The following is a 25,780-nucleotide window of genomic DNA, read 5'->3' on the forward strand; positions in this document are numbered from 1 at the left end:
AAACGCCTCCCATCAAATCGGCCATGCGAACCGTTTCGGCTGAAAGCGGCGCCGCAAATAGTGGGCTAGTTCTTTTTCAAACAACTTGTTGTATTCGACCGCTGATACGTAAGCATCGTAAAAGATGAACGAATAAATCGATGGCAGATAAAGCGCCCACTGCATATCGATGATCTTCGTTGCACAATCGAATCGGCCCGTCAGCGTGTACGTAATCGCTTCGGGCAAGTGGGCGAAATACGATACCAAAATGGTAAAGGTGAAGATAAACAGGCCGGTGATCACTTTATGGACATACAAATGGCCAAGGCCCGGGGCGAGCACCGACCAGACCAGCGCCAGCCAAGGCTCGCGCTTGTCCAAATAATTAATATCCCATATTCCCATTCGTATGGAAGAGATCGGCGCATCTTCGCGGTCGGCGAGCAAATACAGCTTGTTCATGTCGACGGAGCCGCGGTAGCTGTCCCAAATGCTGTACATGTAGATGGCCACATAAAACATGAGCCATCGTTCGTCAAGAACGGCTTTTGCCTTTTCAAAATCGCCAAGCAGCGAGTATAATATACCTGTATTGATATGGGCTTTTGTGTTGATAAACAGCTCCCAGAGGATTAACATAAAGGCCGTGGCGTAGCGTTGCTGCATCAAATTGCCGAAACCAGGAAACGAAAAGGAAAAAAAGGCGACGACAAGCGGATGACGCAAATGGAAATGGGTGGTTGTCAATTGCGACAAATGCGCCCGTTTGCGCCGCGCCGGCGGAATGAGTTTCACAAAGCGCCCCCTTTCCTTTACGCGGTTGCTGTGTTTTTAGTATAGGAAAAAAGGAGCGGCAGCTATGCAGGTCGTTTCAGAAAAAAGATAAATTTTCATCCGTTATGGCGAAAAAAGATAAAAAAACTATTGACTTTCCTTTGAGGTTCATATAGAATATAAATTGTCGCAAGGTAAACCAGCTTATGTCGGGAAGTAGCTCAGCTTGGTAGAGCACACGGTTCGGGTCCGTGAGGTCGCAGGTTCAAATCCTGTCTTCCCGATCATTAATTTGGGGCCTTAGCTCAGCTGGGAGAGCGCCTGCCCCGCACGCAGGAGGTCATCGGTTCGAATCCGATAGGCTCCATTTTCATACGGAGGAATACCCAAGTCTGGCTGAAGGGGGCGGTTTCGAAAACCGCTAGGGGTGTCACAGCCCGCGGGGGTTCGAATCCCTCTTCCTCCATTTCTAATATCCGATCCTGTCAAATTGTAAATCATGAAACCCTTGATACGACTGCGTTGGCAGTCGTTTTTCATTTTTTGGGAATCCTTTTGACTTTTCTTCAAATCCTTTAACATGTTCAGCGTCTTATCATCAATTGTAATCGTTCGTTTCGAATCGAAAACACCGTCTCGATGGCATCTTTTTTTGAATTTATGTATATACTATGTATATACGAAATGAAAGGAGAGAGGTATAATGGAATTAAACAAACAGAAAGGAGTGTCAATCATGACAATAACAGTTCAAAAATGGGGAAACAGCCTTGCGGTTCGTATCCCAAGCGTGATTGCTGAACGTTTAGCGCTTCATCAAGGATCAGAAGTGGAGATGATCGTTGAGAACCAAGCGATCAAGTTGATCCCGAAAAAGAAAAAGCCGACATTGGAGGAACTTTTGGCTAAAATCACGCCGGAAAATCGCCATGCTGAAATTGATTTTGGAACAGAAGGGAATGAATTGTTCTGATGCAAGCGCCGGATCGTGGGGATCTTGTTTACGTCAATTTCAATCCACAAGCAGGGCATGAGCAGGCAGGAAAAAGGCCCGGCATCGTTCTATCACCAAAGCGGTTCAATCAATTGACAGGGTTTGCGGTGCTTTGCCCGATCACCCGGCAACAAAAAGGATATCCATTTGAAGTGGAATTGCCATCAGGCTTGGCTGTTGAAGGCGTGATTTTAACCGATCAGGTCAAAAGTTTAGATTGGCGCGCCCGACAGCTTCAAATAGTAGGACGGGCGCCCAATGAAGTTGTTTCGGATTGCTTGGATCTGATTCATGCTTTTCTTTCGTGAAAGGCCATTTATATTGGCCTTTTGTTCACTTTTAGCATACTTTTTGCGTACATTTTTGCCCTTCACGCTCCTTGAGGCGGGAGACTTCCTTCGGATATTTTGTTAAAAAGGCAGAATTGAGCAACGAAAAGAAGGCGGATCGTCCCGCCTTTTTGCATGGATTGACACACTGGAGATTATTTTGCACAAATTTTGCACGTGATGAACGAACATGTCCATTCATCCTTGTATCAATAGTTTTATGGGTTCATCACCAAAAGATGTACTTGACTTTTAAAGACAAACATGATAGCAATGTTGTTCAAAGAGATGTGTGGTATAAAAAGGAAAAAATGCTGTTTTGGTTTTTCTTTATCATGATCGTCTTTCTTTTTCAAGTACACTTTGTGGTGAAGAGCCGTTTTATGGTGGGATTGGAATACCTCTTCCAACGTCCACCTGCCGAGTGCCGGCAGGTTTTTTGTTTTTTGCGAGCGGTATGGCCGCCATTTTTCAGGCGGATGACTTGCCTGTTTTTCGTTGAATCCGGTACGATGAAGGGGGGAAGCGGTTTGCCGATTGAGCTGCACTCCTTCCGGCAACGGCCGGGATTGCGCAACATAAGGGAGGAGAGGTTATGGCGATTCAACGCCGCATTCGTCGCGTGAAAACCGTGCAAATGACCACCAACAGTCCGATTCATCGCAGCGGTTCGGTGCTTGAGCCCGGGAACTGGCAAGAGTATGATCCATTTTTGCTGCTGATGGAAGACATTTTTGAGCGAGGAACGTTTGACGTCCATCCGCACCGCGGCATTGAGACGGTCACGTATGTGATCAGCGGCGAGCTTGAACATTTCGACAGCAAAGCCGGCCACAGCACGCTCGGCCCCGGGGATGTGCAATGGATGACGGCCGGCCGCGGCGTCGTCCATAAGGAAGATCCGGCGCCCGGTTCGACGGTGCACAGCTTGCAACTTTGGGTCAACTTGCCGAGCACGCATAAAATGACCGAGCCGCGCTACCAAAACTTGCGCGCCGAAGAGATGCCGGTGCGAAAAGAGGAAGGAGCGGTGATCCGCGTCTTTTCCGGGTCATCCAAAGGGGTACAAGCCCCGACGAAGAACATCGTTCCTGTCACGATGGTGGAAATGATTGTCGAACCGGGAACAACGGTCGTGCAAGATTTGCCGGGGCATTACAATGGGTTTTTGTACATTCTTGAGGGGAGTGGCGTGTTCGGTGCCGACAACATCGAAGGAAAAGCCGGGCAAGCGCTGTTTTTCAGCCGCCACAACCGCGGCGAGGAAACGGAGCTAAACGTGACCGCCCGCGAAAAACTCCGCCTTCTTCTTTACGCCGGTGAGCCGGTGAACGAACCGGTCGTCGCCTACGGGCCGTTCGTCATGAACACGCCGGAACAAATCCGCGAAGCGATTCGCGATTACCAGGAAGGGCGGTTTGGGCGATAATGGAAGGGAAAGAGCCGATTCGTTGTATGGCTCTTTCTTTTTTGTTATCATGTTCACAAAAAGAAGCCGTTGGGCTGTTCAAGGAGGACATAGTCATGAACCAAGTCATCGAAACGATTCTCCAGCACCGTTCGATCCGCCGTTTTGAAGACAGGCCGTTGACGGACGAACAAATCCGCACGATCGTTGAATGCGCCCAAGCGGCGTCGACATCAAGCTACGTTCAAGCGTACTCCATCATCGGCGTGAAAGATCCGGAGAAAAAACGGAAGCTCGCCGAGCTGGCGGGAAATCAATCCTATGTCGAGCATAACGGCCATTTCTTTGTCTTTTGCGCTGATTTTCACCGCCATGAGCTCATCGGTGAAATTGAGGGAAAAGACGTGATTCCGTCGCTTGAGAGCACGGAAAAGTTTATGGTTGCGCTCATTGACACGGCGCTTGCGGCGCAAAACGCCGCCATTGCCGCGGAGTCGATGGGGCTTGGCATTTGCTATATCGGCGGGCTGCGCAACAACTTGCCGGAAGTATGTGCGCTGCTAAATGTGCCGAAGCGGGTCATTCCGCTGTTTGGGCTTGCCGTCGGCTATCCTGCGCAAACGCCGGATCAAAAGCCGCGGTTGCCGTTTGAACACGTTTATCACGAGGACGAATACGACCAAGACCGCGCGCGATTCATCGCGCAGCTGCAACGCTACAACGAAACCGTGTCTACCTATTATGAGCAGCGGACGAACGGCCGCCGCCGCGACACATGGACCGGGCAGATGGCCGATATGCTCAGCCGCCAAGTCCGGATGTACATGAAGGAGTTTGTGGAAGGGAAAGGGTTCAATTTACGGTAGCCTCTCTTCGTTCGGAAGAGGGGTTTTTCTTGCAGGTGATTCCATTTGTAGGAAAATTATGACAGCCCATTGGACATTAGTTTTGGTGATTGATTTTGTCTGGAGTTTCAGCTATACGTTATGGCCTCGAAAAGAACCGAAGGTGAGACTGGCAAAACCAAGAGGTTCGTAGGAAAGGAGAGAACGAGAATGGACCAAATCCGGCAACTGGCGCAATGGATCAAAGAGGCGAATACAATCGCCGTCCTGACCGGGGCGGGGATGAGCACGGAGTCCGGCATTCCTGATTTTCGCAGCGAAAACGGCCTTTACGCCCAAGAGGACAATGTCGAATATTATTTGTCAGAGCATTATTACAAAAAAGATCCGGTTGATTTTTGGCGTCGATTCAAGCGGATGTTTTCATTAAAAATGATGGGGGGCTTTGCCCCGAATGACGGGCATCGGTTTCTCCGTTGGCTTGAGGAGATGGGCAAGACGGTGACGATTTTGACGCAAAATATTGACGGGCTGCATACAAAAGCAGGGAGCACGAATGTCATTGAGCTGCACGGCACGCTGCAGACGGCGACATGCCCGTCATGCGGCAACAAGTATGATCTGTCGTTTATCAACCGCCACGAGGTGCCGCGCTGCGAAAAGTGCCAGACGATTGTCAAACCGGATGTCGTCTTGTTTGGCGGGCTCGTGCCGCGCATGGAAGAAGCGTTTGCCAAAGCGGCGGAAAGCGACTTACTTCTGGCGATGGGAACAAGTTTGGAAGTGGCGCCCGTGAATCAAATCCCGTTTTATGTTGCCGCCGAATCGCCGGCAACGCGGAAAGTGTTGATCAACAAAACGGCGACGAGGATGGACGGAATATTTGACCTTGTCATTTATGGCGGAATCGGGGAAACGGTCGCTAGGGTGCGCAAGCAAATACAGGCGGAATGATCGATAGATTCCATGCCAACGGGAGAACGCATATGGCGTTTTCCCGTTGGACAAAAATCAAAAAAGGTATTGTACTTTTCAGAACATTCGAATATAATAAAGATAACATACCAACCGGTTGGTATTTTGATGAGTGGAGCCGAGCATAAAGGCGTAATGGAAAACGGAGGGGACCATCATGTATTTGCGCTTAACGGACGAGCAGCGCATGGTGCAAAAAGCGATCCGCAAGTTTGTCGAAAAAGAATTGATGCCGCTCGAGAATGAAGTATTGCGCAATGAGCGCGAAGGGAAGCCTGGGCTCCCGCCCGAAAAATTAAAAGAGCTGCAGCTCAAAGCGAAAGAAGCGGGGTTTTGGGGGATCAACACGCCGGAGGAATACGGCGGCGCGAATTTGGGCCATGTCATGCAGGCGATTGTGTTGATGGAAGTGTCGAAAACGCTTGTTCCGTTCCAGTTTGGCGGATCGGCGGACAACATTTTGTATTACGCGAATGAAGAGCAAAAGAAAAAATATTTGATCCCGACGATCAACGGCGAGAAAAAATCGTGCTTTGCCATGACCGAGCCGGGAGCAGGATCAGATACGCGCAACATTAAAATGACGGCGGTGAAAGACGGCGACGAGTGGGTGTTAAACGGGGAGAAGACATTCATTACCGGCGGCAACGACGCCGATTTTGTCATGGTGATCGCCATCACCGACAAAGAGCGTCACCAAGCTTCGAACGGGCGTGAAGGGGTGACGTGTTTTATCGTCGACCGCGAGATGGGCTGGCGTTCGGAACCGATACATACGATGGGACCTTCCACTCCAGCCAGCTTAATTTTCGAAAACGTGCGCGTGCCGGAAGAAAACATTTTAGGCGAGCTGCATCACGGCTATAAGCTTGGGCTTGAGTGGATCGGCTACGCCCGCTGGGTCGTCGGCGCCCGTGCGGTCGGAGCGGCCGAGCGGCTTTTGCAAATGGCCATTGACTATGCGAAGGAGCGCGTCACATTCGGCAAACCGATCGCCGAGCGGCAGGCGATCCAATGGATGATTGCCGATTCGGCGGTAGAAATCGAAGCGGCGAAATGGCTTGTGTTAAACGCGGCCTTTACGCTTGACCAAGGGGAGGACAACCGCCATTTAGCCTCGATGGCGAAGCTGTTTGGCGCGAACATGGGCAACCGCGTCGTCGACCGCGTCATGCAAATCCACGGCGGCATGGGCTACACGAAAGAAATGCCGATCGAGCGCTGGTATCGTGAAGCGAGATTGTGGCGCATTTACGACGGCACGGATGAAATTCAGCGCCTCATTATCGCCCGCAATTTGATCAAAGGGCACGTCAAGCTTGGACAGTTCATCTAAAAAAATGAAAGCGTTATCGAAAGGGAGGAGAACACGATGAGCCAACGGTTTGCAGGAAGAGTGGCGTTTGTGACCGGAGGAAGCCGCGGCATTGGCAAGGCGATTGTCACCCGCTTCGCGGAAGAAGGAGCGAAAGTGGCGTTCATTGATTTAAACGCAGAAGCCCTTGAAGCGACGGCTGCGGAGCTGCGGGAAAAAGGGTATGACGTTTACGCCAAGGTGGCGAGCGTCACCGACCGCGAACAAGTAGAAGCGACGATCCAAGAAGTGGTCGATCGGTTCGGTTCGCTCGATATTCTCGTCAACAACGCCGGCGTCATCCGCGACAATTTGCTGTTTAAAATGACCGATGACGACTGGCAAACGGTAATGGACGTCCATTTAAAAGGCGCATTTTACTGCGCCCGCGCCGCGCAAAAATATATGGTCGAAAAAGGGTACGGGCGCATCATCAACATTTCGTCGACATCCGCGCTCGGCAACCGCGGCCAGGCGAACTATTCGGCGGCGAAAGCCGGCATCCAAGGATTTACGAAAACGCTGGCGATTGAGCTTGGCAAATTCGGCATCACGACGAATGCCGTCGCCCCTGGGTTTATTGAAACCGATATGACGAAAGCAACGGCCGAGCGGCTTGGCATTTCGTTTGAGCAGCTCATCCAAGCGAGCGTCGCCAACATCCCGGTCGGGCGCAGCGGCCGTCCGGAAGACATCGCTCATGCGGTCGCCTTTTTCGCCGATGAGCGGTCGTCGTTTGTCAACGGCCAAGTGCTGTATGTCGCCGGCGGTCCGAAATGCTGAAAACGAGGAGGACGGGGCATGTACCAACATGACATCGGGAAACGGTCAGCGAAAGTGAAAAATGTCGTTGAGCGCGGAGCGGTGAAAAAGTTTGCGGAGGCGATCGGCGATCCAAACCCGATTTATTGGGACGAAGAGACAGGGAAACGGTCGCGCTACGGGCGCAACATTGCGCCGCCGACGTTTCCGCGTGTGTTTGACTACGGCGTCATTGAAGGGCTGAAGCTGCCGGCCAAAGGGCTCATCCATGGCGAACAGCACTTCCATTATGAGCGCCCGCTGTTTGTCGGCGAAGAGCTGTACTGCTATGCGGAAGTGAAAGATTACTTCGAAAAGCAAAGCAGCATGGGCCTGCTCGGTTTTTTAGTAATCGCCAACAACGGCGAGGACGCTGACGGAAATCTCATTTTCACTTCCACCTCGACGATCATGATCAACGAGGCGGTTAGAAAGGCGATGAGCGTATGACGAGCATCCGCAAATGGCAAGTCGGAGAGTCGCTTCCTGAAGTAACGCTCGCACCGGTGTCCCGGCTCGATTTAATCAAATACGCCGGCGCATCAGGCGACTACAACCCGATTCATACGATCGATGAAGAGGCGAAAAAAGCCGGCCTGCCGGGCATTATCGCCCACGGCATGTGGACGATGGGCAACCTCGCGAAGCTGTTTACGCCGTACTACGAAGAAGGGTTTGTCCAAGACTATTTCGTCCGCTTCCAGTCGATGGTGTTTTTGAACGATGTCATCACCTTAAAAGCAACGGTGAAGGAAAAAGACAAGAAAGCGATCCGCTTTGCCGTCGCCGCCGTCAACCAGCATGGAAAAGAAGTCATTAAGGGCGAAGCCGTGTTTTCTCTGTATGAATGAAGCAAGGCAGCGAGCCCGGCAACATCGAGAACGCCCAGTTGCCGGGTTTCGTACTACAAAGGGGATGAGGAGGAGTCAGGATGAGACGAGATGCCGTCATTGTGTCGGCCGTACGAACGGCCATCGCCCGCCAAGGTGGCGCTTTGGCGACGATGCCGGCGCATATTTACGGCGCGGAAGTGATCAAAGAAGCGATGCGGCGGGCGAATATTGGTCCGGAGCATGTCGATGATGTCATTATGGGCAACGTCCTAAGCGGCGGCGGCAATATCGCCCGACTGACCGCGCTGCAAACCGGACTGTCGCTTGAGCTGACGGGAGTGACGGTCGACCGGCAGTGCGGTTCGGGCATTAACGCCGTCAATTTAGCGGCGCAAGCCATTTGGGCCGGCGACGGAGATGTGTATATTGCCGGCGGCGTGGAAAGCATGAGCCGCGCGCCGTATTTGATGGACCGCCCGGAAAAACCGTACAGCTCGACGCCGCCAAGCTTCCGCAAATCGCAGCTATCGCCGAAAGAAATCGGCGATCCGCCGATGGGGATTACGGCGGAAAACTTAGCGAAAAAATACGGCATCAGCCGTGAAGAACAAGACGCATTCGCCTTGCGCAGCCAGCAGCGCATGGCGCGCGCCATGCAGGAAGGGCGATTTGACGAGCAAATTGTGCCCATTGCCGTGCCGGTGAAAAAAGGGGAGCCGTTCATCTTCGATACGGACGAACATCCGCGGCCAAACACAACCATGGAAGCGCTCGCAAAACTGCCGCCGGCGTTTTTGGAAGGCGGAACGGTGACGGCCGGGAACAGTTCCGGATTGAACGACGGGGCGTCGGCGCTCGTCATCATGTCGCGGGAAAAAGCAGAGGAGCTTGGCTTAAAGCCGCTTGCCGTCATCCGCGCCCATGCGGTCGCCGGAGTTGATCCGAACATCATGGGCATTGGCCCGGTGCCGGCGACAAGAAAAGTGCTTGAAAAGGCGGGGCTGACGCTTGATGAGATGGACATCATTGAAATCAATGAAGCGTTTGCCGCGCAAGTGATCGCCTGCGACCGTGAGCTTGAGATGGATCCCGAAAAAGTGAACATAAACGGCGGCGCCATCGCCCATGGCCATCCGCTCGGCGCGACGGGGGCGATTTTGATCACAAAAGCGGTGTATGAACTGAAGCGCCGCGGAGGGAAATACGCGCTCATTACCGCGTGCATCGGCGGCGGTCAAGGCATTGCGACCATCATTGAGAGAGAATGACGCATTGGAGACCGTGGAGGATGAAAGAAAAATTAAGGGAAGTTGCCATAGAGTTGTTCGAACGCAAAGGATTCAAAGAAACGTCGGTGCAGGAAATCGTCGAAGCGATCGGGGCAACGAAGGGGGCCTTTTACTACTATTACAAAAGCAAAGAGGAGTTGCTATGTGATATTTGTGTTTCCTATCTGGACGATTTGCTTCGGCAGCAAGCCTGCATTGTCCAAGATCCCGAGAAAAGCTGCACGGAGAAATTGCGGGCCATCGTCCATATGGTCATCTGCAATATCCGCACACGGAAGAAAAGCGCCCGCATTTTCTTCCGCGAAATGCGGCATTTGGCTGATGACCATTTGGCGGAAATCCGCGCCAAGCGGCGGTTGTTTCGCAAGCGGTATGAACAGCTGGTTCGAGAAGGGATCGCCCGCGGGGAATTCAAGCCATCGCTTCATGCAGAAATGATTACGTTTGGCCTGCTTGGCATCACCAACTGGAGCTATTATTGGTTCCGGCCTGACGGAGGCATCTCTGAAGAAGAACTGACGGACATTTTCGTTGATTTCATTTTGCACGGCATAAAGGCGCCAAGAGCTGGAGAAAGCGGTCGAAATGAGGCGGAGCCAGGCAATTCGGGCGGCCAGACCGAATGAAAGATCGGCCGCGCCGCTTTGATGGTCTGGCCAAACGGCAAACAAAAAGGGGGATCGGGATGGAGCTATTCATCCAGCAGCTGTTAAACGGGCTGACAGTTGGAAGCGTTTACAGCCTTGTCGCGTTAGGTTTGACGCTTGTTTATGGCATTTTGCACATTCCAAACTTTGCCCACGGCGCGTTATATATGATGGGTGGTTATGTCACGCTCACTGCGATGACGAAAGCCGGGCTGCCGTACGGGTTGGCCGTTGTCGTGTCGATGGCCGCGGTCGGGATGCTCGGTGTATTGATGGAACGGCTTGTGTTTTATCCGCTTCGCGACGCACCGCCGCTCCATGACAAAATTGCGGCGATTGGCATTTTGTTGTTTTTGGAGGCATTCGCCCAGTTCGTCTGGGGGGCGGACTACCAGACGATGCCAACCCCATACGGCGACGTTGTCAGCATTTTCGGCTTGACCTTGACGGTTCAACGCATCCTCATCATCGCATCCGCTGTCATCATCATGATCTTGCTTTACCTCTTCTTGAAAAAGACGTTCATCGGGTCTTCCATCATCGCGATGGCGCAAAACCGCGAAGGGGCGAATTTGGTCGGCATTAACACGAATAAAGTCGCCATGCTGACGTTTTTCCTTTCCGGCAGTTTGGCCGCGCTCGCCGCGTCGCTCGCTTCGCCGATCAACCTCGTGTTTCCCGGCATGGGCCATCTTGTCATCTTGAAAGCGTTTGTCATCATCATTCTCGGCGGTATGGGAAGCATTCCAGGCGCCATTGTCGGCGGCTATATTTTGGGATTCAGCGAAAGCTTGGGAGCGACGTATGTGTCGAACGACTACAAAGACATTATCGCTTTTGCCATCCTCGTCATCATTTTAACGGTCAAACCGAACGGACTGTTTGCCAAGGAGGGACATTGATGGCTGTATTCGCCAACCGGCGCTTATGGATCGCCGTTCTTGCGGCGCTGGCGCTTGCCTTTCCGTTGCTTGTCACCAACAGCTATTACTTGCACATGATGACGATCTCCTTCATTTGGATGATCGCTGTTTACGGGCTGAATTTATTTGCTGGCTATACTGGTTATTTGTCGCTTGCCCACGCCGGGTTTTTTGCGATTGGCGCGTATGCGCTTGGCATTTTGACGGTGAAAGCCGGCGTGCCGTTTTGGTTGGCTTTCGTGCTTGCTTGTTTGTTCACCACGTTGCTTGGGGCCGTCATCGGGCTTGTTGCGCTGCGGACGAAAGAGCACTTTTTCGCCATTTATACGCTTTGTGTGGGCTATATTATCTATTTGATCATTGACAAATGGGACAGTTTAACCGGCGGAGTGCGCGGGTTTATCGGCATCCCGGCGCCGGCTGACATCGGTCCGCTCTCGTTTCAAACGCCCGTCGCCCAATATTATTTGGTGTTATGCTTCTTGGTTGCGGTCATCTTCACCATGTACCGCCTTGTCTATTCGTTGACCGGACGGACGTACATCGCCATTCGCAACAGTGAGGAGCTCGCGTTGACGCTTGGCATCTCGACGATGAAAAACAAACTCGCCTCGTTTGTTCTCTCGGTCTTTTTTACATCGCTTGCCGGAGCGCTGTACGCATCGTTCATCCGCTTTCTTGGCCCGGACATTGCGTACGTCAGCGTCATGTTCGACTTTTTAACGTATTTGCTTGTCGGTGGGATTGGCACGCTCGCCGGTCCGGTCGTCGGGACGTTGCTGATTACGTTTCTGTCCCAACAATTGCAGTTTTTGCAAGATTACCGGATGTTGATTTTCGGTCCGGTGCTGACGTTGCTCATCATCTTTTACCCACACGGCATTGCCGGGGGGGTCATCCGTTTGAAAGCAAAGCGTGAAGAAGCGCGCCGTCTCGATCCAGAAGCGAACCGAGTTGCTGCGGAACTGGCCGTCTCGAGCCAAGGACGAGGCGAGCGGCACGCAGAGGAGGGATAACGATGCTTTTGCACGTTGAACGGTTGACGAAGCGGTTTGGCGGGCTTCTGGCGGTCAACGATGTCACCTTTTCCGTCGAGCAAGGGAAGATCAACGCCATCATCGGCCCAAACGGAGCCGGCAAATCGACGTTTTTCAATTTAATCAGCGGCTTGTACCGGCCGACGTCAGGGACGATTACGTTCAAAGGGCGCGATATTACCCGCCTGCCGGCAAACGAACGGGCGAAGCTCGGCATCGCCCGCACGTTTCAAACGACTCACTTGTTTGAACAGGCGACGGTGATCGACAACGTCATCATCGGCCATCGTCTCCGCACGTCATCCAACTTATTTGATGCCATTTTGCGCACGAAACGGCACCGCCGCGAGGAACAGGCATGCAAAGAAAAAGCGATGGAAGTGCTCGACTTTGTCGGTCTAACCCATGTGGCGGATCGGATGGTGGCCAACTTGTCGCAGGAGCAGAAAAAGCGGGTGGCGTTCGCGCTTGCCTTGGCGACCGATCCGGAGCTCGTGCTGCTTGATGAACCGGCAGCCGGCATCAACCCGGATGAAACGGAAGGGCTTGAGGAGTTGATCGTCAAAATGGTAGAAGGCGGCCTGACCGTTTGCCTGATTGAGCACAAAATGTCGATGATCATGAAAATTGCCGACCGCATTATGGTGTTAAACTACGGAGAAAAAATCACTGAAGGAACGCCCGAGGAAGTGCGAAACAACGAGGCGGTCATTCAAGCGTATTTAGGAGGGAGCGCCATTGCTTGAAGTTGCGAACGTATCCGTCCGCTACGGGAGTTTTACGGCCATTCGCGATGTGACGTTTTCCGTCAAGCGAGGGGAGATCGCCGTTTTGCTTGGCGCCAACGGGGCCGGGAAAAGCACATTGTTTCGCACGATCAGCGGGCTGCACAAACCAGTGCGGGGGGAAATCCGCCTCGATGGCGAGCGCATTGATTCGCTGCCTCCTGACCGCATCGTCGGGCGCGGCGTCGTGCAATGCGCGGAAGGGCGCAAACTGTTTCCGCGCATGAGTGTATACGAAAACTTGCTGATGGGCGCTTACGTCCATCGGAAGGACAAAGAAGGCATCCGCCGCTCGATTGAACATGTATACGAACTGTTTCCGATTTTGCGCGACAAGCAAAACGCGCCAGCCGGGTCGTTAAGCGGCGGCCAGCAGCAAATGCTCGCCATCGGACGCGCCTTAATGTCACGTCCTGCGGTGCTCTTGCTTGATGAGCCGTCAATCGGACTCGCCCCGTTGATTGTCGAGCAGATGTTTGCGACGATTAAGCAAATCAATGAGGGAGGAACAACGATTTTGTTGGCGGAACAAAACGCTCATGCGGCGCTGTCGATCGCCCATCGAGGCTATGTGTTTGAAAATGGAACGATCGTTGCCTCAGGGACGGCGGACGAGCTGCTCGCCAACGACGATGTCCGCAAGGCGTACATTGGTTCATGATAGGCCTCATCCTTGTCCATCAGCGAAAGCAAGGAGAGGAGATGGCACTGAAAGGGGGTGAATAACGGGTGTGTCAAATATTATCTAAATATTCACAATAATAAATCATCAATAGGGGGGAGTAGAATGAAAAAAAGAAAATGGTCCATCGCCGCTATGATCGCGGCCATCATGATGCTTATGCTTGCGGCGTGCAACAATTCGCCAAGCAGCAATAACGCCAACGGCGGAAACAATAGCGGAGGAGGCAGCGGTGAAACGGGCACGGTCAACATCGGCTACAGCGGCCCGCTGAGCGGCCCGGCCGCCTATTATGGCCAACGGACGTTAAACGGCTTGAAAATGGCGGCCGAGGAAATCAACAACAGCGGCGGCTTTGAGGTGAAAGGAAAGAAATACAAAATTAACCTCGTCCCATTAGATGACAAATATTTGCCAAACGAAACGGCAGCGAACGCCAAACGCCTTGTGCAAGAGCATCATACGCCGATCATTTTCACGCCGCACAGCGGTGGCGTCATGGCGCTGCAAGTGTTCAACCAAACGGACAATTTCATCATCGCGGCGTATACGAGTGAGCCGAAAATTACACAAACGGGCAATAAGCTGACCGTGCGCATTCCGCCGCGCTATGACGGCTACATCCCGACTTTTACCGATTATGCCATGAAGCATTTCGGCAAGAAACTGGCCGCCTTGCCGACGGCGACGCAATACGGGAAAGACTGGACAGAAAAACTGTTGCCGTATTGGGAAAAACAAGGCGGAAAAGTTGTCTACAAATCATCGATTGATTTTACGAAAGACACCGACTTCTTTACGATCGTGACGAATGCATTGAAAGAAAAGCCGGATGTCTTGTTTATCGGTGGACCGTCGGAACCGACGGCAAAAGTGGCGAAACAAGCGCGTGAACTTGGCTTTAAAGGCGGCTTTATCATTATGGATCAGGCGAAACTCGATGAGATGAAACGGGTGACGGGCTCTTATGACATGCTTGAAGGTTCGATCGGCGTCATGCCGCTTGTCGAGTCGGATCAACCCGCGGTTCCAGAGTTTGTGAAAAACTATCGGGCAAAGTTCAATGAAGATCCGGGATCGGAAGCCGCTTACAACTATTTGGCGCTTTACGCTTTCGTCGAGGCGATGAAAGCCGCAGGCACCGTCGATGACCCACAAGCCATCCGCGAACATATGAATGACGGCTTGAAAAACATTCCGGCAGAAAAGAAAGTGTATAACGTCCCAAGCATCGGCGACGATGGCGGATTTGAATCGGAAATCGTCGTGGCTGCGGTGGAAAATGGAAAAATTGTGCCGATTGAGTTAATAAAACAATAATACACCATGCAGACTGATAAGCAGAGGAACCTTATCATCGGGCTTTCAATGGGAATGCTCTTTGCATGAGCCCTGAAGTGTGCATCTTCTCAAGGATCCGTAGATGGAGCGGTATATGGATGGAGCAATAGAGAGGCTGTCTGAAAAGGTCATCGCACGACTTTTTCCAGACAGCCTTTTCCATTTTCGCATTATGACGTTTTTTGATTCGTTATAGACACCGTGGGTACGCCCCTTAGGGTGTCTTTTACCGGGCAGACACGTTCAACGTGTTCAATCAAAGCTTGGACGTTTTTTGGATCGGAAGGAGAGTCGATATCAATATGGTAACGAATTTCTAAGAATCCAGGCCGAACGTCCGCTTTCTCCATAAAGCCATCGGGATCTAAATCCCCTTCTACGTGTACTTGAACTCCTTTCAGTTCGACCCCGTGATGGCTGGCAAACAGAGAGACCAGTACATTGATGCAACCGCCTAGTGCAGCTAGGACCAACTCTACGGGATTCGGCCCCTGATCGGTGCCTCCCAAGGATGGGGGTTCGTCAATGATGACTTGTTTGCCGTTAATGTCAGCCACCGAGCGTACTCCTTCGCCAGACCATTTGACATCAGAGGAAAAGGTAAGCTTAGGCATGAAAAAAACCTCCTGATAAATAGGAATAATAGATAAATTAAGAATAATACATAAATCCCTATTTGATAAGTAAGAATTTAAAGAAAACGGAGGTGACGGAAAGAAGAATGGATGCGGTAATGATAGGATTGCCGCCTGGAAGCACTGTTTCGGGTTGATCAATTCTTATTGTGTACTTCTTATCATAAAAAACTATGTTCTAAATAATCAAAGAAAACAAATAGAAAAATTTTCAATAATGCGATAAAATAAAACTGCTCTGCCACATGATGAATCTAATCACAGGAGGGAAGAGACCAACCATGCAGGAAATGGCGCTCGGCCTTGCCGCCTCGTTCTTTTTTGCCGTTACGTTCATATTGAACCGGTCTATGGAGCTAGCTGGCGGAAGTTGGACGTGGAGCTCGTCACTTCGTTTTTTCTTTATGGTTCCGCTGTTAAGTGCTGTTATTATCGGCTCCATTTCCGAACGGCTTGGCGTTTGTCGGCTTAGCGGTCATTGTGGTGGGGATTTGTTGGCATAGCTTCGAGGCTGCAAAGACGGTGAAACGGTCGTCGCCCTCCGTTCCGAAAACCCGGCACTCCTATCAGGTGGGAAGAGAACCATGAGGACGATCGTGTATTTGCTTTTGGCTTGTCATGTTGTTGTCATTTGCTGCTGGATAAGCGACTGGACTGTGCTCACGACCCCAATTGGCCTCGCTGTATGGGCGGGATGGTTGCGAGCTTCATCATCCTTCGTTTTTGCCAAAACATTCACCCAAAGCTGCGGTACATGTTAAAAACGATGACAGCGACGTCGCTGCTGCTTGCCGTCTGTTCATTGATCATCGAATGGGCGGTGCGCTCGATGCCGTAGGAACACTTGGTCAGTCGTTGCGGCCGTCAGCGGCCCGGAAGGCTTCTGGAGCGATCCGGCGGCCGACGGCATACATGATCGGCGCGCCGATGGCCATGACGACCAACTCGCTGATGGCCGTCGTCAGCCATGTGAGCCAAAACGGAAAGCCGAGCGCCAGTTTCAATTCGAAGGCGATAATGGCCATAGTCACAGTAAATGACAGCGTATTGACGGTCATGCGCGCCCAAACGTTTCGGACATACCGCATAGAGACGATCGTGATGAGCAGCGCCAACACCGACTGGCCAACGCCAAATACGAGATCATACGCGGCGATCGGCGAGAAAAACCAGTTGGCGAAAAACACGCCAAGCACAATGCCGATGGCGTATGTTTTGCGGAACACGACCAAGTGATTCAATATTTCTGACACGCGAAACTGAATATTCGTAAAGCCAAACGGCTGAATGAGCGCCGTCACCGCGATATACACGGCGGCGATCAAGCCATTTGCCGCTATGATCCGAATGTTCATAACGTCCTCTCGGATCCATTCACCGCTTTTGGCGCTGTTTGACAGCTTTTACCGCGCTGGGGCGCTCGTGTTTGGCGGCGGGCATGTCGTGTTGCCGCTCTTGGAGGCGGAAGTGGTGCCGCAAGGGTGGGTGACCGCCAATCAGTTTTTAGCCGGCTACAGCGCCGCCCAAGCCGTCCCTGGGCCGCTGTTTACGTTTGCCGCGTATATTGGAATGGCGGCGTTGGGCTGGAAGGGAGCGCTAGTGGCTACCACAGCCATTTTTCTTCCATCCTTTTTGCTCGTTCTTGGCGCGTTTCCGTTTTGGCACTGGCTTCGCCGTCATCCACGCTTCCAAGCGGCGCTTGCCGGCATTAACGCCGCTGTGGTCGGGATTTTGCTTGCGGCGCTGTATGACCCGATCTGGACGAAAGCGGTGAAGGGACCGGCCGATTTGGCGTTTTCCCTTGGGGATTTTCTTCTTCTTGTTGTGTGGAAGTGGCCAGCATGGACGGTCGTCCTTGTTTCGTTCGTCGGCGGATGGCTGCGCGCTTGGCTCGGCTGATCGCCCTAAGCACCATGATGGCGGCTTTTCATTATCGTCCGAAAATGGACAACGACGTGTTTGGCTTTGCCGTTGCAATAGCCGGCAGATGCAAATAGATGCATAGATCGATCAACAGCAGCGCCAGCCAAGAGAAACGCTATGAGAAAATGGATGGTCACAATAGCAGGCGGGAGGTCAAACCAGACAACAAGGGGCCGAGTGCGATCTGCGCCGCAAGCAATCCAGCCGCCGCCGACCGTCGTGGCGAGCACGATGGCGTCGATCGTCAACCTCGTTTCCTTAATGGCCGGCGCCAGTGTATTAGTGATGAGCTTGATCAAATGGTTTTCGTTTGCATGGAAGCGATACCGAGGCGGCAGAAACAAAAGAGCGCCGGCATGGCATAGGGCTGTGCGCTGAAAGGAAAGCTCGCCGCCTGATCCGCAGGCGTATATAGGCAAAAGGAGGGGGAGTCGATGAAGTGGGTATGGATGCTGCTCGCTCTAATGGCCGGGATGGCTGTCTCCGTACAGGCAGGAGTGAACGGCGGCCTCGGCAAGCGGATTGGTGTGTTGGAAGGGGCGTTCGTGTCGTTTTTAATCGGAACGATCGTCTTATTTTTAGTGCAATTGTTTTTCGGAAAAGGAGAATTGCTGGCCATGTTTTCTGTGCCGAAATGGCAGCTGACGGGCGGCATTCTCGGCGCTTTTTATGTGTTTGTCATGGTGCTGATCGTTCCGAAAGTCGGCGTCGCCAACTCTCTGGGAGCCGTGATCGCCGGCCAGCTCGTCATGAGCTCGATCATTGATCACTTCGGGTTATTCGGGGGACAGCGCATTCCGTTTGACATGACGCGCCTCGCTGCTATAGCCTGTTTGTTTTTGGCGCTTTGGCTTTTTTTCCGCAAATGAACAACAGGACTGGCCAAGTTGGTTTAGTTTTCCGTGATCCGTTCATACTAACAACAGCATGATCGACTTGAAAGGAAGCGGATCAAAGTGAAACAGGCATGGCGCATTTATATGAGCGATTTGAAACATCTCACGACCAACTGGGCCGCATCCATATTGGCTCTCGGTCTGATCGTTCTTCCATCGCTTTACGCTTGGATCAATGTAGAGGCTTCGATTGACCCTTATGCCCATACAGAGGATTTACCGGTCGGCGTCGTGAACGAAGACCGAGGGGCGGAGTTGACCGGTCACCGGTTTCACGCCGGCGATGAGATCGTCAAGACCTTAAAAAACAACCACCAGTTGGGATGGCGATTTGTCACGCGGAAAAAAGGAATGGAAGGCGTTCGGAGGGGAGACTACTTTGCGACGATCGTCATTCCGGCTGATTTCTCGGCCAAATTAGCCACTGTAGTGCAGAAACGTCCGAAAAGGGCGGTTATTTACTATTATGAAAACGACAAACGGAACGCCATCGCTCCCAAAATCACGGAGCGCGGAGCAAGTACATTGTCAGCGCGAGTCAGCGATGAGTTTGTAAGGGTGGTCAATACCGCATTGTTTTCCTTGTTCCACCAAGCGGGAGTGACGCTCGAACAGCAGCTTCCCACCATTCGCCGCGTTGAAGCGTTCGTGTTTCGTTTGGAAAACGAATTGCCAACGATTCAACGACAATTGAAAGCCCTAGATCGCGATGTGGGAGAGGCAAGATCACTAGTTCGTACAGGCCGCGAGCTTCTGCCGGCTGCCAGAGCAACGGTGCGGCGCGGTTTAGAATGGACAGGCCGCGTTGAGAAGTTGTTCATGCAAGTCAATGCTTCATCGCACTTATGGGAAAAGCCGGTGGAAATGGCGGTTCATGCGCTCTATTCCTTTGCAGAGCAGACGCCACAGTCCCTCGATACACCGGAAAAGCAAGCGCGTTGGGCGGCTCTCATCCAACAGGCTGCAACAGACGCGAGCCCATTGGTTCAGCAATTGCGACGAACGTTGAGAACATGGGAGGGGACGATTGATTCCTCTTCTCTTCAACCTGTGCAGCGCACAGTCAGCCGTATCGAGCAGACGCTAGCGTCTATTCAAGAAACAGCGGCGCTAGTGAAACAACATCCAACAGGCGTCGAAGAGAAGATCACTCACCTGCGTGAACAAATGGCCTTATTGGACGCACAGGCGCAGCAACTTGATCAAGCATATCGCCAACGGCTGCTGCCTATGCTGCGGGCAAAATGGAATCAAACAGGGGAACAGGTGCGACAAGCGAAACAAACGCTTCTTCGCATGGATCAAGCGTTAAATGAGGCAGAGCAATGGTTGTCAAACACAGATCGTGATTTAGCGGCCGCGCAACAAGCGCTAAAGACCGCACAGGCTCAATATCCATTTCTCTCCCGCCAGGTCCGCGAGCTGGCCGCCTTCCTATCGAAAATCAAAAGAGAAACCAACATCGACGAACTGATTCGCTTGTTGAAACAAGATCCACAGGCGAAAGGCGACTTTTTGGCCCACCCGGTTGACGTCAAAACGTTCCGCCTTTTCCCGCTGCCGAACTATGGTTCGGGCATGAATCCATTTTACACGGTGCTGGCCATATGGGTAGGATGTTTGTTGCTTGTTTCCGTCTTGTCGACGGATCCTTCTTCGTTTTCGGAAGCGAATGAGCGGGAAAGATATGCCGGACGGCTGTTGACCTTTTGGACGCTGAATGCTTTGCAGGCGATGGTCGTGACAGCTGGAGCGGCTTTCATCTTGCCGAATATTTTCGTCCGTGAGCCGGGATGGTTCATGACGTTCGGCCTTTTGTGCAGCTTTGTCTTTATGGCGGTGGTTTTTTCGCTTGTTTCCTTGTTCGGCAATGTGGGAAAAGCGATGGCGATTGTGTTGCTCGTCTTGCAAATTGCCGGAGCGGGAGGCACGTATCCGATTGAGCTGATTCCTCCGTTCTTTCAGCAATTAAACCCTTGGCTGCCGTTTACCTATGCCATTGATGTAATGCGCGAGGCGGTCGGCGGGATCGTATGGGAAAATGTTGAGCATGATGTCAAGCGGCTTCTCTTGTTTGCCGTTGCCGCCCTTTTGGCCGGACTTTTGTTGAAAGGCTCATTAAACCCATGGATGCGCGTGCTGAAGGAAAAAGCTGTTCAAAGTGGTTTGTTTCATTGAAAATTGTCTGTTCTCTTTATGGAAGCATCTGTTACAATAGGGACGAGAGCGTTGCTTCATTCTCAATTGCCCCGTAGGATAGACGCCTCCCAAGCATTGTTCACTGCTGCTTTTGCGCGATGGGAGAGCGCTCGATGGCGGGGAAAAGGGGAGAGAATCATGTCGATCCGTCGACTGCTTGGTTTTGCGCTCATTTTTTTGGCGATTTCGATGTTTATCGAGCAAATGTGGTGGGTCGGGGGAATTTGTTTCTTGATTGGAATTGGAATGACGGCGAAAAGTCCAATCGATCGAAAGTGGAGGAAAAAGAAGCATATATGGTAAACATCGAGAGTGATATGAATCAAACAAGGGTCAGACAGCATGATGGGCAGTTGATGAAAAAAGCCGAACAGTTTATCATGGCAAGCTATCGGGAGCTTGGAAAAAGTGAGCAAGAAATGAGGCGGCGGTTGAACGAAATCCGTTGGGAAGTGGAACAAACCGGCACATACAGCCATACGTACGAAGAGTTAAGCTATGGGGCTAAGATGGCTTGGCGCCACAGCAACCGTTGCATCGGCCGCTTGTTTTGGCAATCGCTCTATGTCATTGATGCGAGAGAGGCGGTTACCGTAGACGAGGTTTTTTCTTATCTATTCCATCATATTGAGTTTGCGACCAATGGCGGGAAAATCCGGCCGACGATCACGATCTTCCGTCCAAATGGGGAAGTGCGCATTTGGAATCATCAACTGATTCGTTATGCCGGTTATGAAACCGAAGAAGGGATCATCGGCGACTCATCCTCCCTCACGTTCACCCGCGCCTGTGAACAGCTTGGGTGGAAGGGGGAGAAAACGCCTTTTGACGTGTTGCCCTTGGTGATCCAGGTAGGCGGCCAGAAGCCTGTTTGGACGCCGATCCCTAAAGAATTGGTGCTTGAGGTGCCAATTGAACATCCGGAGTTTCCGTGGTTTCGCGATCTGCAGTTAAAATGGTACGCGGTCCCGATTATTTCAGATATGTGTCTAGAAATTGGCGGCATTCGCTATATGGCAGCACCGTTTAACGGGTGGTACATGGGTACGGAGATTGGAGCCCGCAATTTTGCCGATGATTATCGCTACAACATGCTTCCGAAAGTGGCCTCTTGCATGGGGCTTGACACCAACTCCAACGCATCATTATGGAAAGACAAGGCGTTGGTCGAATTGAATATCGCTGTTTTGTATTCCTACAAAAAGGCGGGCGTCAGCATCGTTGATCATCATACCGCCGCGCGCCAATTTCAGTTGTTTGAACAGCAAGAGAAAGCAGCCGGCCGCCATGTCACCGGCGATTGGACATGGCTGATTCCGCCTCTTTCTCCGGCGACAACGCACATTTTTCACCGAACTTATGACAACACGACCATGTTGCCCAACTTTTTCTATCAGGACCGTCCATACGAACGACAAAGGGGAGAGGAACAATGACCGTCATCATTCGCATGCGCGATGTGTCATGGGCAAGAGGAGGGCGCATGATTTTGCGTGATATAAACTGGGAGGTGAAAGAAGGCGAGCAATGGGCGATTCTTGGCCTAAACGGCTCCGGGAAAACATCGCTTCTCAATATCGTCACCGGCTATCAGTACCCGACGCGCGGGGATGTTGAAGTATTGGGCTATCGGTTTGGACAGGCGAGCTTGTGGGAATTGCGCCGGCATATCGGGTTTGTGAGCAGCTCGCTTGATCAGTTTTATGATACCTTGCAAGCCGAAACAGTCGAAGATATTGTCATCAGCGGCAAGTTTGCAACGATTGGCCTGTACGATGCCGTCACTGAGGACGATCGGTCCGAAGCGCAATCGTTAATCGAGTCTTTCTGCCTCGAAGCTGTCCAAGAAAAGCGGTACGCAACGTTGTCGCAAGGAGAAAAGCGAAAAACATTGATCGCCCGAGCGTTGATGGCGAATCCGAAGCTGCTCATTTTGGACGAGCCGACGGTCGGCCTTGACTTATTGGCCCGCGAAGAAATTTTAGCATTGATCGGACAGATCGTCACTCAGCCGTGCCATCTCTTATACGTCACCCATTATATCGAAGAAATCGTCGACTCCATTACCCATGTCTTGCTTTTGCAAGACGGGCGCATCCTTGCGGCTGGCCAAAAAGAGGAAGTGTTAACCGACGAGCGGCTTTCAGAAGCGTTTCGCCTTCCGATCCGCGTTCATTGGGAAGACGGCCGGCCGTGGGTGTCGATTGGACGTTGAAGACGGATGGACTACCGGCTCCCTAAGGTGCGAAAACCATACCGGGAGCCCTTCCAACCGTAAAAACGCGCAAAAGCATGTAACAACCATCTAGTCGCCTGCACGATAATCCAGTTTTTCCTTGCCGGAAGAGCCGATGGAAAGATGGACGGAAATGTTTCGAATGGTTTTCTTTTTTAATGGGATTATGCCGTTTTGTTCCCATTGTCTCCATTTATGAACGTTGCTGCGGTATAATTGGTCTGATACATTCAGCACGTCAATGTTTCGATTGACTCCCCATTCATAGGCTTGTTGGATTTCCTGTTTCACCGTTTGCGCCGCCAGCTTAGCCAGCCGTTCTCTTGACAACGGCCGGCGCAGCTCGATCAGACTTCCTTGAGCTTGGATGGTCAACTGAAACGCAGGACCATCTTTGGTCGAAAGAACCGACCATTTCGGTTTCGGATGACGAACGACAAGAGAGGCAACCGTTTGCCGTCCTTCTTTCACGTAAATGGGCGTTCGGATCACATCCCGTTCTGTCCAACGAACCCCTAACAGCTTCTCACGGTCCGTGCATTGTTGTAGTTCGTAATCATGCAAAAAGCACACACCGCTAAGGGACAGCATTTTCTTTTTTTTCGTATCTTCTGTCCAACTAGCAGGGTCAAGGGTAATATACGGAATTCGAAGCGTTGCGCTGCGTTCATCGCTGATCGCAATCAGACGGTTAAACCGAAGCGGGCGAATGAAGGAGCTTTGCCTGAAAAGTTCTTCCGGATTCGTTAGCATGGACAGATACGAAGAAGCATGCAATAATGGAGTAGCTTTAAAGACATCAGTCAATGAAGCGTCAGTCGCATAAACCCAAATGGTGTGCCGGATCTCATGATACCTCGTTAATAAATCGATCACTCCTCGCACCACTTCTTTTTTCAACGCCCGTTTCGTAAACACAATACTCTTGACGTGTCCCCACGAGACCATTTGCTGGATGGACGTGTAAAGTTCATGCGCGGCGATTTCGGGTGTTTCTCCTGCCGACCGGCCAATGGCCACGGCTTCGGTCTGCCTTCCTCCGCCATACTCTGCTTTTGCCAATCCGCTGAAGTTGATGAGCTGTACGTACAAGACGAATTGACGATGATCATAGTCAATGCCGATTGAGTGAATATAGACGATTTGATCAATATTCCGGTTTCCCCAACAGCCGCTGAGCAGCAATGTCATCAGCCCCACGGCAACAAGACGGAGGTACATAGGAAATGGTCCTCCTCCCATTTTCACATTGATCCATTTTATCATTTTGAACCAAGAAGGTCCCCAACTTCCATGAATGAGCGTAAGTGGGAGAAAGATGATCGGGATGAGCCCCCGCCTAGAATATCCTGTTAGGAAAGGCTGGATTTGCTGTCTTTGAGAGTAAAACAGCCTAACCGTGGAACGCATGGGGATGGCTAGGCTGGCAAATAGTTGTGGGGCAAGTGTATCCAACAATCTCCCACCTTTACGCCTTTGTATTAGATGGGAGAGCGTTCCATTTCCTAGCGGCTCAAAATGCTCAGTTAACAGGCGGAAGATGGATGCCATCCGCCTCTTGGCGGCTGTCAGCTGGCGTCACTTCGATAACCGGCGGCCGACCGTTTTCAAAACCGCGGGCGATGTCGCGAATCGGGCTCATTTCATCGGGAACGCCGATTCCCGGGGTATAGCGCGGCAGGCTGGAAGTGGCGCCGCGTTCTTCCCAAGGCTCTCTCATGAATCAACACCTCCATGTTTTTAGTATGGCCATTGATGGAGACTTTATAAATGGAAATTACATCCTTTTCCGTCCACTCCTTCACGCACACCACTTGGTTTTCGCGGATGAGGCGGGTGGACCGTTTGTGCAGGAAATCGTTCCGGCAGTTCGTGATTTTCTCATAAAGCTTGGCCACTCATCCTCCACTTACGTTCACGCGTGGATGTGGGGGTCTTCTCGGCGAGAGATAATAAAAATGTTTAAAATATTCTAAATGTGATGTATAATAAAAGAAACAACATACTAACTGGTTGGTATATCATCTGTTGAAAACGGATTCAGAAGCCAATCGAAAGGCGGGAAGATCATGAGGCTAAAAGGAAAAGCGGCGATTGTCACCGGCGGCGCGAGCGGCATCGGCCGGGCGACGGCGATTCGCTTTGCGGAAGAAGGCGCCAAAGTGGCGGTGAGCGACATCAATGAGGAAGGAGGGGAAGAAACGGTCCGCCTGATTCGGGAAAAAGGAGGGGAGGCGATTTTTGTCCAAACGGACGTAGCCGATTCCAAGCAAGTGAGCCGCCTTGTCCAAACGGCGGTTGATGCCTTTGGCGGCCTACATATTCTCTTTAATAATGCCGGCATCGGCCATTCGGAAGTGCGGAGCACCGACTTGTCTGAAGAAGAGTGGGACCGGGTCATTAATGTCAACTTAAAGGGCGTGTTTCTTGGCATCAAATACGCGGTGCCGGCACTGAAAGCATCCGGGGGCGGGGCGATTGTCAACACGGCCAGCCTGCTCGGGCTGAAGGGAAAAAAATATCAAGCCGCCTACAACGCATCAAAAGCAGGTGTCATTTTGTTAACCCAAAATGCCGCATTGGAATACGGGAAATTTAACATTCGCGTCAACGCCATTGCGCCGGGGGTCATTGATACGAACATCATTACTCCGTGGAAACAAGATGAGCGCAAATGGCCGATCATCTCGAAGGCGAACGCCCTCGGCCGCATCGGGACGCCAGAGGAAGTGGCAAACGCGGTGTTGTTTTTGGCGTCCGATGAAGCGTCGTTTATCACCGGCGCAACATTATCGGTTGACGGTGGCGGGCTGACGTTTTAGCGGCCGAAGTTTGAAAAAAGAAGGGCACGCCCTAACCGCTAGGCTAGCAACAGAAATGAGGGGAGAGGAA

General features: G+C 51.9%; 30 protein-coding genes, 3 tRNA genes and 2 pseudogenes. 30 read left to right on the forward strand and 5 right to left on the reverse strand.

Features of this window, described 5'->3' with window-relative positions; all coding sequences use genetic code 11:
• Positions 1 to 12: 12 nt before the first annotated feature.
• Complete coding sequence (locus tag GYMC52_RS08200; protein ID WP_011231140.1) at positions 13 to 777, reverse strand: hypothetical protein; 765 nt, start codon at positions 775 to 777, stop codon at positions 13 to 15.
• Positions 778 to 966: 189 nt separating this feature from the next.
• On the opposite strand from GYMC52_RS08200, the gene GYMC52_RS08205 reads away from it, so the two are divergent.
• From GYMC52_RS08205 to GYMC52_RS08300, 20 genes are all read left to right on the forward strand, one after another.
• A tRNA-Pro gene (locus tag GYMC52_RS08205) sits at positions 967 to 1,040 on the forward strand.
• A gap of 10 nt (positions 1,041 to 1,050) precedes the next feature.
• Positions 1,051 to 1,123, forward strand: a tRNA-Ala gene (locus tag GYMC52_RS08210).
• A 9-nt stretch (positions 1,124 to 1,132) separates the two neighbouring features.
• Positions 1,133 to 1,222, forward strand: a tRNA-Ser gene (locus GYMC52_RS08215).
• 237 nt (positions 1,223 to 1,459) lie between these two features.
• Entirely contained in the window at positions 1,460 to 1,729 is a 270-nt protein-coding gene (locus GYMC52_RS08220) for an AbrB/MazE/SpoVT family DNA-binding domain-containing protein (protein WP_011231142.1), read from the forward strand.
• On the forward strand, positions 1,729 to 2,058 hold the full coding sequence (locus GYMC52_RS08225) for a type II toxin-antitoxin system PemK/MazF family toxin (protein ID WP_013523721.1): 330 nt from the start codon (positions 1,729 to 1,731) through the stop codon (positions 2,056 to 2,058). The genes GYMC52_RS08220 and GYMC52_RS08225 overlap by 1 nt, the downstream gene beginning before the upstream one ends.
• A 260-nt stretch (positions 2,059 to 2,318) precedes the next feature.
• The gene (locus GYMC52_RS08230) at positions 2,319 to 2,705 is read left to right on the forward strand and encodes a hypothetical protein (protein ID WP_041469452.1); all 387 of its coding nucleotides are present in this window, start codon (positions 2,319 to 2,321) and stop codon (positions 2,703 to 2,705) included.
• Positions 2,675 to 3,508, forward strand: a complete 834-nt coding sequence (locus tag GYMC52_RS08235) for a pirin family protein (protein WP_013523722.1) — start codon at positions 2,675 to 2,677, stop codon at positions 3,506 to 3,508. The genes GYMC52_RS08230 and GYMC52_RS08235 overlap by 31 nt, the downstream gene beginning before the upstream one ends.
• A gap of 95 nt (positions 3,509 to 3,603) precedes the next feature.
• Positions 3,604 to 4,353: an oxygen-insensitive NADPH nitroreductase gene (gene nfsA / locus GYMC52_RS08240; protein WP_013523723.1), complete on the forward strand. Its 750-nt coding sequence runs from the start codon at positions 3,604 to 3,606 to the stop codon at positions 4,351 to 4,353.
• A gap of 189 nt (positions 4,354 to 4,542) precedes the next feature.
• Entirely contained in the window at positions 4,543 to 5,286 is a 744-nt protein-coding gene (locus GYMC52_RS08245; protein WP_013523724.1) for an NAD-dependent protein deacylase, read from the forward strand.
• Between the two features lie 178 nt (positions 5,287 to 5,464).
• Entirely contained in the window at positions 5,465 to 6,643 is a 1,179-nt protein-coding gene (locus GYMC52_RS08250) for an acyl-CoA dehydrogenase family protein (RefSeq protein WP_013523725.1), read from the forward strand.
• 36 nt (positions 6,644 to 6,679) lie between these two features.
• The gene (locus GYMC52_RS08255) at positions 6,680 to 7,444 is read left to right on the forward strand and encodes a beta-ketoacyl-ACP reductase (RefSeq protein WP_013523726.1); all 765 of its coding nucleotides are present in this window, start codon (positions 6,680 to 6,682) and stop codon (positions 7,442 to 7,444) included.
• Between the two features lie 18 nt (positions 7,445 to 7,462).
• A complete protein-coding gene (locus tag GYMC52_RS08260) occupies positions 7,463 to 7,912 on the forward strand; it encodes a MaoC family dehydratase N-terminal domain-containing protein (protein ID WP_013523727.1) in 450 nt (149 codons plus the stop codon).
• On the forward strand, positions 7,909 to 8,313 hold the full coding sequence (locus GYMC52_RS08265) for a MaoC family dehydratase (RefSeq protein WP_013145371.1): 405 nt from the start codon (positions 7,909 to 7,911) through the stop codon (positions 8,311 to 8,313). The genes GYMC52_RS08260 and GYMC52_RS08265 overlap by 4 nt, the downstream gene beginning before the upstream one ends.
• Positions 8,314 to 8,393: 80 nt before the next feature.
• A complete protein-coding gene (locus GYMC52_RS08270) occupies positions 8,394 to 9,563 on the forward strand; it encodes a thiolase family protein (RefSeq protein ID WP_013523728.1) in 1,170 nt (389 codons plus the stop codon).
• Between the two features lie 20 nt (positions 9,564 to 9,583).
• Complete coding sequence (locus tag GYMC52_RS08275) at positions 9,584 to 10,210, forward strand: TetR/AcrR family transcriptional regulator (RefSeq protein ID WP_011231154.1); 627 nt, start codon at positions 9,584 to 9,586, stop codon at positions 10,208 to 10,210.
• Between the two features lie 59 nt (positions 10,211 to 10,269).
• Positions 10,270 to 11,133, forward strand: a complete 864-nt coding sequence (locus GYMC52_RS08280) for a branched-chain amino acid ABC transporter permease (RefSeq protein ID WP_011231155.1) — start codon at positions 10,270 to 10,272, stop codon at positions 11,131 to 11,133.
• Positions 11,133 to 12,170 carry a branched-chain amino acid ABC transporter permease gene (locus tag GYMC52_RS08285; protein WP_011231156.1) on the forward strand — a complete coding sequence of 346 codons (1,038 nt, stop codon included), beginning with the start codon at positions 11,133 to 11,135 and terminating at the stop codon, positions 12,168 to 12,170. Before GYMC52_RS08280 ends, GYMC52_RS08285 begins: the two co-directional genes overlap by 1 nt.
• 2 nt (positions 12,171 to 12,172) lie before the next feature.
• Positions 12,173 to 12,937: an ABC transporter ATP-binding protein gene (locus GYMC52_RS08290; RefSeq protein ID WP_013523729.1), complete on the forward strand. Its 765-nt coding sequence runs from the start codon at positions 12,173 to 12,175 to the stop codon at positions 12,935 to 12,937.
• Positions 12,930 to 13,637, forward strand: coding sequence for an ABC transporter ATP-binding protein (locus GYMC52_RS08295; RefSeq protein WP_013523730.1), 708 nt, complete (start codon positions 12,930 to 12,932; stop codon positions 13,635 to 13,637). Before GYMC52_RS08290 ends, GYMC52_RS08295 begins: the two co-directional genes overlap by 8 nt.
• 126 nt (positions 13,638 to 13,763) lie before the next feature.
• The gene (locus GYMC52_RS08300; protein ID WP_013523731.1) at positions 13,764 to 14,978 is read left to right on the forward strand and encodes an ABC transporter substrate-binding protein; all 1,215 of its coding nucleotides are present in this window, start codon (positions 13,764 to 13,766) and stop codon (positions 14,976 to 14,978) included.
• A 191-nt stretch (positions 14,979 to 15,169) separates the two neighbouring features.
• Here the strand turns inward: GYMC52_RS08300 and GYMC52_RS08305 are convergent, their stop codons facing one another.
• Complete coding sequence (locus GYMC52_RS08305; RefSeq protein WP_013523732.1) at positions 15,170 to 15,613, reverse strand: OsmC family protein; 444 nt, start codon at positions 15,611 to 15,613, stop codon at positions 15,170 to 15,172.
• 302 nt (positions 15,614 to 15,915) lie between these two features.
• Between GYMC52_RS08305 and GYMC52_RS08310 the strand changes: the two are divergent.
• Both GYMC52_RS08310 and GYMC52_RS19965 read left to right on the forward strand, forming a co-directional pair.
• A pseudogene (locus tag GYMC52_RS08310) lies at positions 15,916 to 16,068 on the forward strand (multidrug resistance efflux transporter family protein); the annotation flags it as partial.
• A 260-nt stretch (positions 16,069 to 16,328) separates the two neighbouring features.
• Positions 16,329 to 16,472: a hypothetical protein gene (locus GYMC52_RS19965; RefSeq protein WP_230982753.1), complete on the forward strand. Its 144-nt coding sequence runs from the start codon at positions 16,329 to 16,331 to the stop codon at positions 16,470 to 16,472.
• A 10-nt stretch (positions 16,473 to 16,482) separates the two neighbouring features.
• Here the strand turns inward: GYMC52_RS19965 and GYMC52_RS08320 are convergent, their stop codons facing one another.
• Positions 16,483 to 16,989: a QueT transporter family protein gene (locus tag GYMC52_RS08320; protein ID WP_013523733.1), complete on the reverse strand. Its 507-nt coding sequence runs from the start codon at positions 16,987 to 16,989 to the stop codon at positions 16,483 to 16,485.
• Between the two features lie 16 nt (positions 16,990 to 17,005).
• On the opposite strand from GYMC52_RS08320, the pseudogene GYMC52_RS08325 reads away from it, so the two are divergent.
• The 7 genes and pseudogenes from GYMC52_RS08325 to GYMC52_RS08350 form a co-directional block, all read left to right on the forward strand.
• Positions 17,006 to 17,533: pseudogene (locus GYMC52_RS08325) on the forward strand (chromate transporter); the annotation flags it as partial.
• A 98-nt stretch (positions 17,534 to 17,631) separates the two neighbouring features.
• Complete coding sequence (locus tag GYMC52_RS19755) at positions 17,632 to 17,922, forward strand: hypothetical protein (protein WP_173346436.1); 291 nt, start codon at positions 17,632 to 17,634, stop codon at positions 17,920 to 17,922.
• Positions 17,923 to 17,991: 69 nt separating this feature from the next.
• The gene (locus GYMC52_RS08335) at positions 17,992 to 18,426 is read left to right on the forward strand and encodes a DMT family transporter (protein ID WP_013523734.1); all 435 of its coding nucleotides are present in this window, start codon (positions 17,992 to 17,994) and stop codon (positions 18,424 to 18,426) included.
• An 87-nt stretch (positions 18,427 to 18,513) separates the two neighbouring features.
• The gene (locus GYMC52_RS08340) at positions 18,514 to 20,631 is read left to right on the forward strand and encodes a YhgE/Pip domain-containing protein (RefSeq protein ID WP_013523735.1); all 2,118 of its coding nucleotides are present in this window, start codon (positions 18,514 to 18,516) and stop codon (positions 20,629 to 20,631) included.
• 159 nt (positions 20,632 to 20,790) lie between these two features.
• A complete protein-coding gene (locus GYMC52_RS19870) occupies positions 20,791 to 20,955 on the forward strand; it encodes a hypothetical protein (protein WP_021321380.1) in 165 nt (54 codons plus the stop codon).
• Between the two features lie 53 nt (positions 20,956 to 21,008).
• A complete protein-coding gene (locus GYMC52_RS08345; RefSeq protein WP_216700527.1) occupies positions 21,009 to 22,088 on the forward strand; it encodes a nitric oxide synthase oxygenase in 1,080 nt (359 codons plus the stop codon).
• Positions 22,085 to 22,867 (forward strand): ABC transporter ATP-binding protein, encoded by a 783-nt coding sequence (locus GYMC52_RS08350; protein ID WP_013523737.1) that lies wholly within the window; start codon positions 22,085 to 22,087, stop codon positions 22,865 to 22,867. The genes GYMC52_RS08345 and GYMC52_RS08350 overlap by 4 nt, the downstream gene beginning before the upstream one ends.
• A 90-nt stretch (positions 22,868 to 22,957) precedes the next feature.
• Here GYMC52_RS08350 and GYMC52_RS08355 read toward each other — a convergent pair whose 3' ends face one another.
• Together GYMC52_RS08355 and GYMC52_RS08360 are read right to left on the reverse strand one after the other, a co-directional pair.
• Complete coding sequence (locus GYMC52_RS08355) at positions 22,958 to 24,109, reverse strand: Ger(x)C family spore germination protein (protein ID WP_013523738.1); 1,152 nt, start codon at positions 24,107 to 24,109, stop codon at positions 22,958 to 22,960.
• 301 nt (positions 24,110 to 24,410) lie between these two features.
• Positions 24,411 to 24,608: a hypothetical protein gene (locus GYMC52_RS08360; protein ID WP_013523739.1), complete on the reverse strand. Its 198-nt coding sequence runs from the start codon at positions 24,606 to 24,608 to the stop codon at positions 24,411 to 24,413.
• Between the two features lie 349 nt (positions 24,609 to 24,957).
• Here GYMC52_RS08360 and GYMC52_RS08370 point away from each other — a divergent pair, with 349 nt between their 5' ends.
• Complete coding sequence (locus GYMC52_RS08370; protein ID WP_013523740.1) at positions 24,958 to 25,710, forward strand: SDR family NAD(P)-dependent oxidoreductase; 753 nt, start codon at positions 24,958 to 24,960, stop codon at positions 25,708 to 25,710.
• Positions 25,711 to 25,780 lie beyond the last annotated feature (70 nt).

Source organism: Geobacillus sp. Y412MC52 (assembly GCF_000174795.2).
Taxonomy (GTDB): domain Bacteria; phylum Bacillota; class Bacilli; order Bacillales; family Anoxybacillaceae; genus Geobacillus; species Geobacillus thermoleovorans.

What these genes read in the sequence shown, in the direction of transcription:
- nfsA (WP_013523723.1), top strand. Translation starts at nt 3,604, where the DNA reads ATGAACCAAGTCATCGAAACGATTCTCCAGCACCGTTCGATCCGCCGT.
- GYMC52_RS08225 (WP_013523721.1), top strand. Translation starts at nt 1,729, where the DNA reads ATGCAAGCGCCGGATCGTGGGGATCTTGTTTACGTCAATTTCAATCCA.
- GYMC52_RS08245 (WP_013523724.1), top strand. Translation starts at nt 4,543, where the DNA reads ATGGACCAAATCCGGCAACTGGCGCAATGGATCAAAGAGGCGAATACA.
- GYMC52_RS08235 (WP_013523722.1), top strand. Translation starts at nt 2,675, where the DNA reads ATGGCGATTCAACGCCGCATTCGTCGCGTGAAAACCGTGCAAATGACC.
- GYMC52_RS08220 (WP_011231142.1), top strand. Translation starts at nt 1,460, where the DNA reads ATGGAATTAAACAAACAGAAAGGAGTGTCAATCATGACAATAACAGTT.
- GYMC52_RS19870 (WP_021321380.1), top strand. Translation starts at nt 20,791, where the DNA reads ATGTCGATCCGTCGACTGCTTGGTTTTGCGCTCATTTTTTTGGCGATT.
- GYMC52_RS08300 (WP_013523731.1), top strand. Translation starts at nt 13,764, where the DNA reads ATGAAAAAAAGAAAATGGTCCATCGCCGCTATGATCGCGGCCATCATG.
- GYMC52_RS08350 (WP_013523737.1), top strand. Translation starts at nt 22,085, where the DNA reads ATGACCGTCATCATTCGCATGCGCGATGTGTCATGGGCAAGAGGAGGG.
- GYMC52_RS08270 (WP_013523728.1), top strand. Translation starts at nt 8,394, where the DNA reads ATGAGACGAGATGCCGTCATTGTGTCGGCCGTACGAACGGCCATCGCC.
- GYMC52_RS08230 (WP_041469452.1), top strand. Translation starts at nt 2,319, where the DNA reads ATGTACTTGACTTTTAAAGACAAACATGATAGCAATGTTGTTCAAAGA.
- GYMC52_RS19965 (WP_230982753.1), top strand. Translation starts at nt 16,329, where the DNA reads ATGGTTGCGAGCTTCATCATCCTTCGTTTTTGCCAAAACATTCACCCA.
- GYMC52_RS08285 (WP_011231156.1), top strand. Translation starts at nt 11,133, where the DNA reads ATGGCTGTATTCGCCAACCGGCGCTTATGGATCGCCGTTCTTGCGGCG.
- GYMC52_RS08280 (WP_011231155.1), top strand. Translation starts at nt 10,270, where the DNA reads ATGGAGCTATTCATCCAGCAGCTGTTAAACGGGCTGACAGTTGGAAGC.
- GYMC52_RS08345 (WP_216700527.1), top strand. Translation starts at nt 21,009, where the DNA reads ATGAAAAAAGCCGAACAGTTTATCATGGCAAGCTATCGGGAGCTTGGA.
- GYMC52_RS08335 (WP_013523734.1), top strand. Translation starts at nt 17,992, where the DNA reads ATGAAGTGGGTATGGATGCTGCTCGCTCTAATGGCCGGGATGGCTGTC.
- GYMC52_RS08255 (WP_013523726.1), top strand. Translation starts at nt 6,680, where the DNA reads ATGAGCCAACGGTTTGCAGGAAGAGTGGCGTTTGTGACCGGAGGAAGC.
- GYMC52_RS08355 (WP_013523738.1), bottom strand. Translation starts at nt 24,109, where the DNA reads ATGTACCTCCGTCTTGTTGCCGTGGGGCTGATGACATTGCTGCTCAGC.
- GYMC52_RS08370 (WP_013523740.1), top strand. Translation starts at nt 24,958, where the DNA reads ATGAGGCTAAAAGGAAAAGCGGCGATTGTCACCGGCGGCGCGAGCGGC.
- GYMC52_RS08265 (WP_013145371.1), top strand. Translation starts at nt 7,909, where the DNA reads ATGACGAGCATCCGCAAATGGCAAGTCGGAGAGTCGCTTCCTGAAGTA.
- GYMC52_RS08290 (WP_013523729.1), top strand. Translation starts at nt 12,173, where the DNA reads ATGCTTTTGCACGTTGAACGGTTGACGAAGCGGTTTGGCGGGCTTCTG.
- GYMC52_RS08360 (WP_013523739.1), bottom strand. Translation starts at nt 24,608, where the DNA reads ATGAGAGAGCCTTGGGAAGAACGCGGCGCCACTTCCAGCCTGCCGCGC.
- GYMC52_RS08250 (WP_013523725.1), top strand. Translation starts at nt 5,465, where the DNA reads ATGTATTTGCGCTTAACGGACGAGCAGCGCATGGTGCAAAAAGCGATC.
- GYMC52_RS08275 (WP_011231154.1), top strand. Translation starts at nt 9,584, where the DNA reads ATGAAAGAAAAATTAAGGGAAGTTGCCATAGAGTTGTTCGAACGCAAA.
- GYMC52_RS19755 (WP_173346436.1), top strand. Translation starts at nt 17,632, where the DNA reads ATGCATAGATCGATCAACAGCAGCGCCAGCCAAGAGAAACGCTATGAG.
- GYMC52_RS08260 (WP_013523727.1), top strand. Translation starts at nt 7,463, where the DNA reads ATGTACCAACATGACATCGGGAAACGGTCAGCGAAAGTGAAAAATGTC.
- GYMC52_RS08305 (WP_013523732.1), bottom strand. Translation starts at nt 15,613, where the DNA reads ATGCCTAAGCTTACCTTTTCCTCTGATGTCAAATGGTCTGGCGAAGGA.
- GYMC52_RS08320 (WP_013523733.1), bottom strand. Translation starts at nt 16,989, where the DNA reads ATGAACATTCGGATCATAGCGGCAAATGGCTTGATCGCCGCCGTGTAT.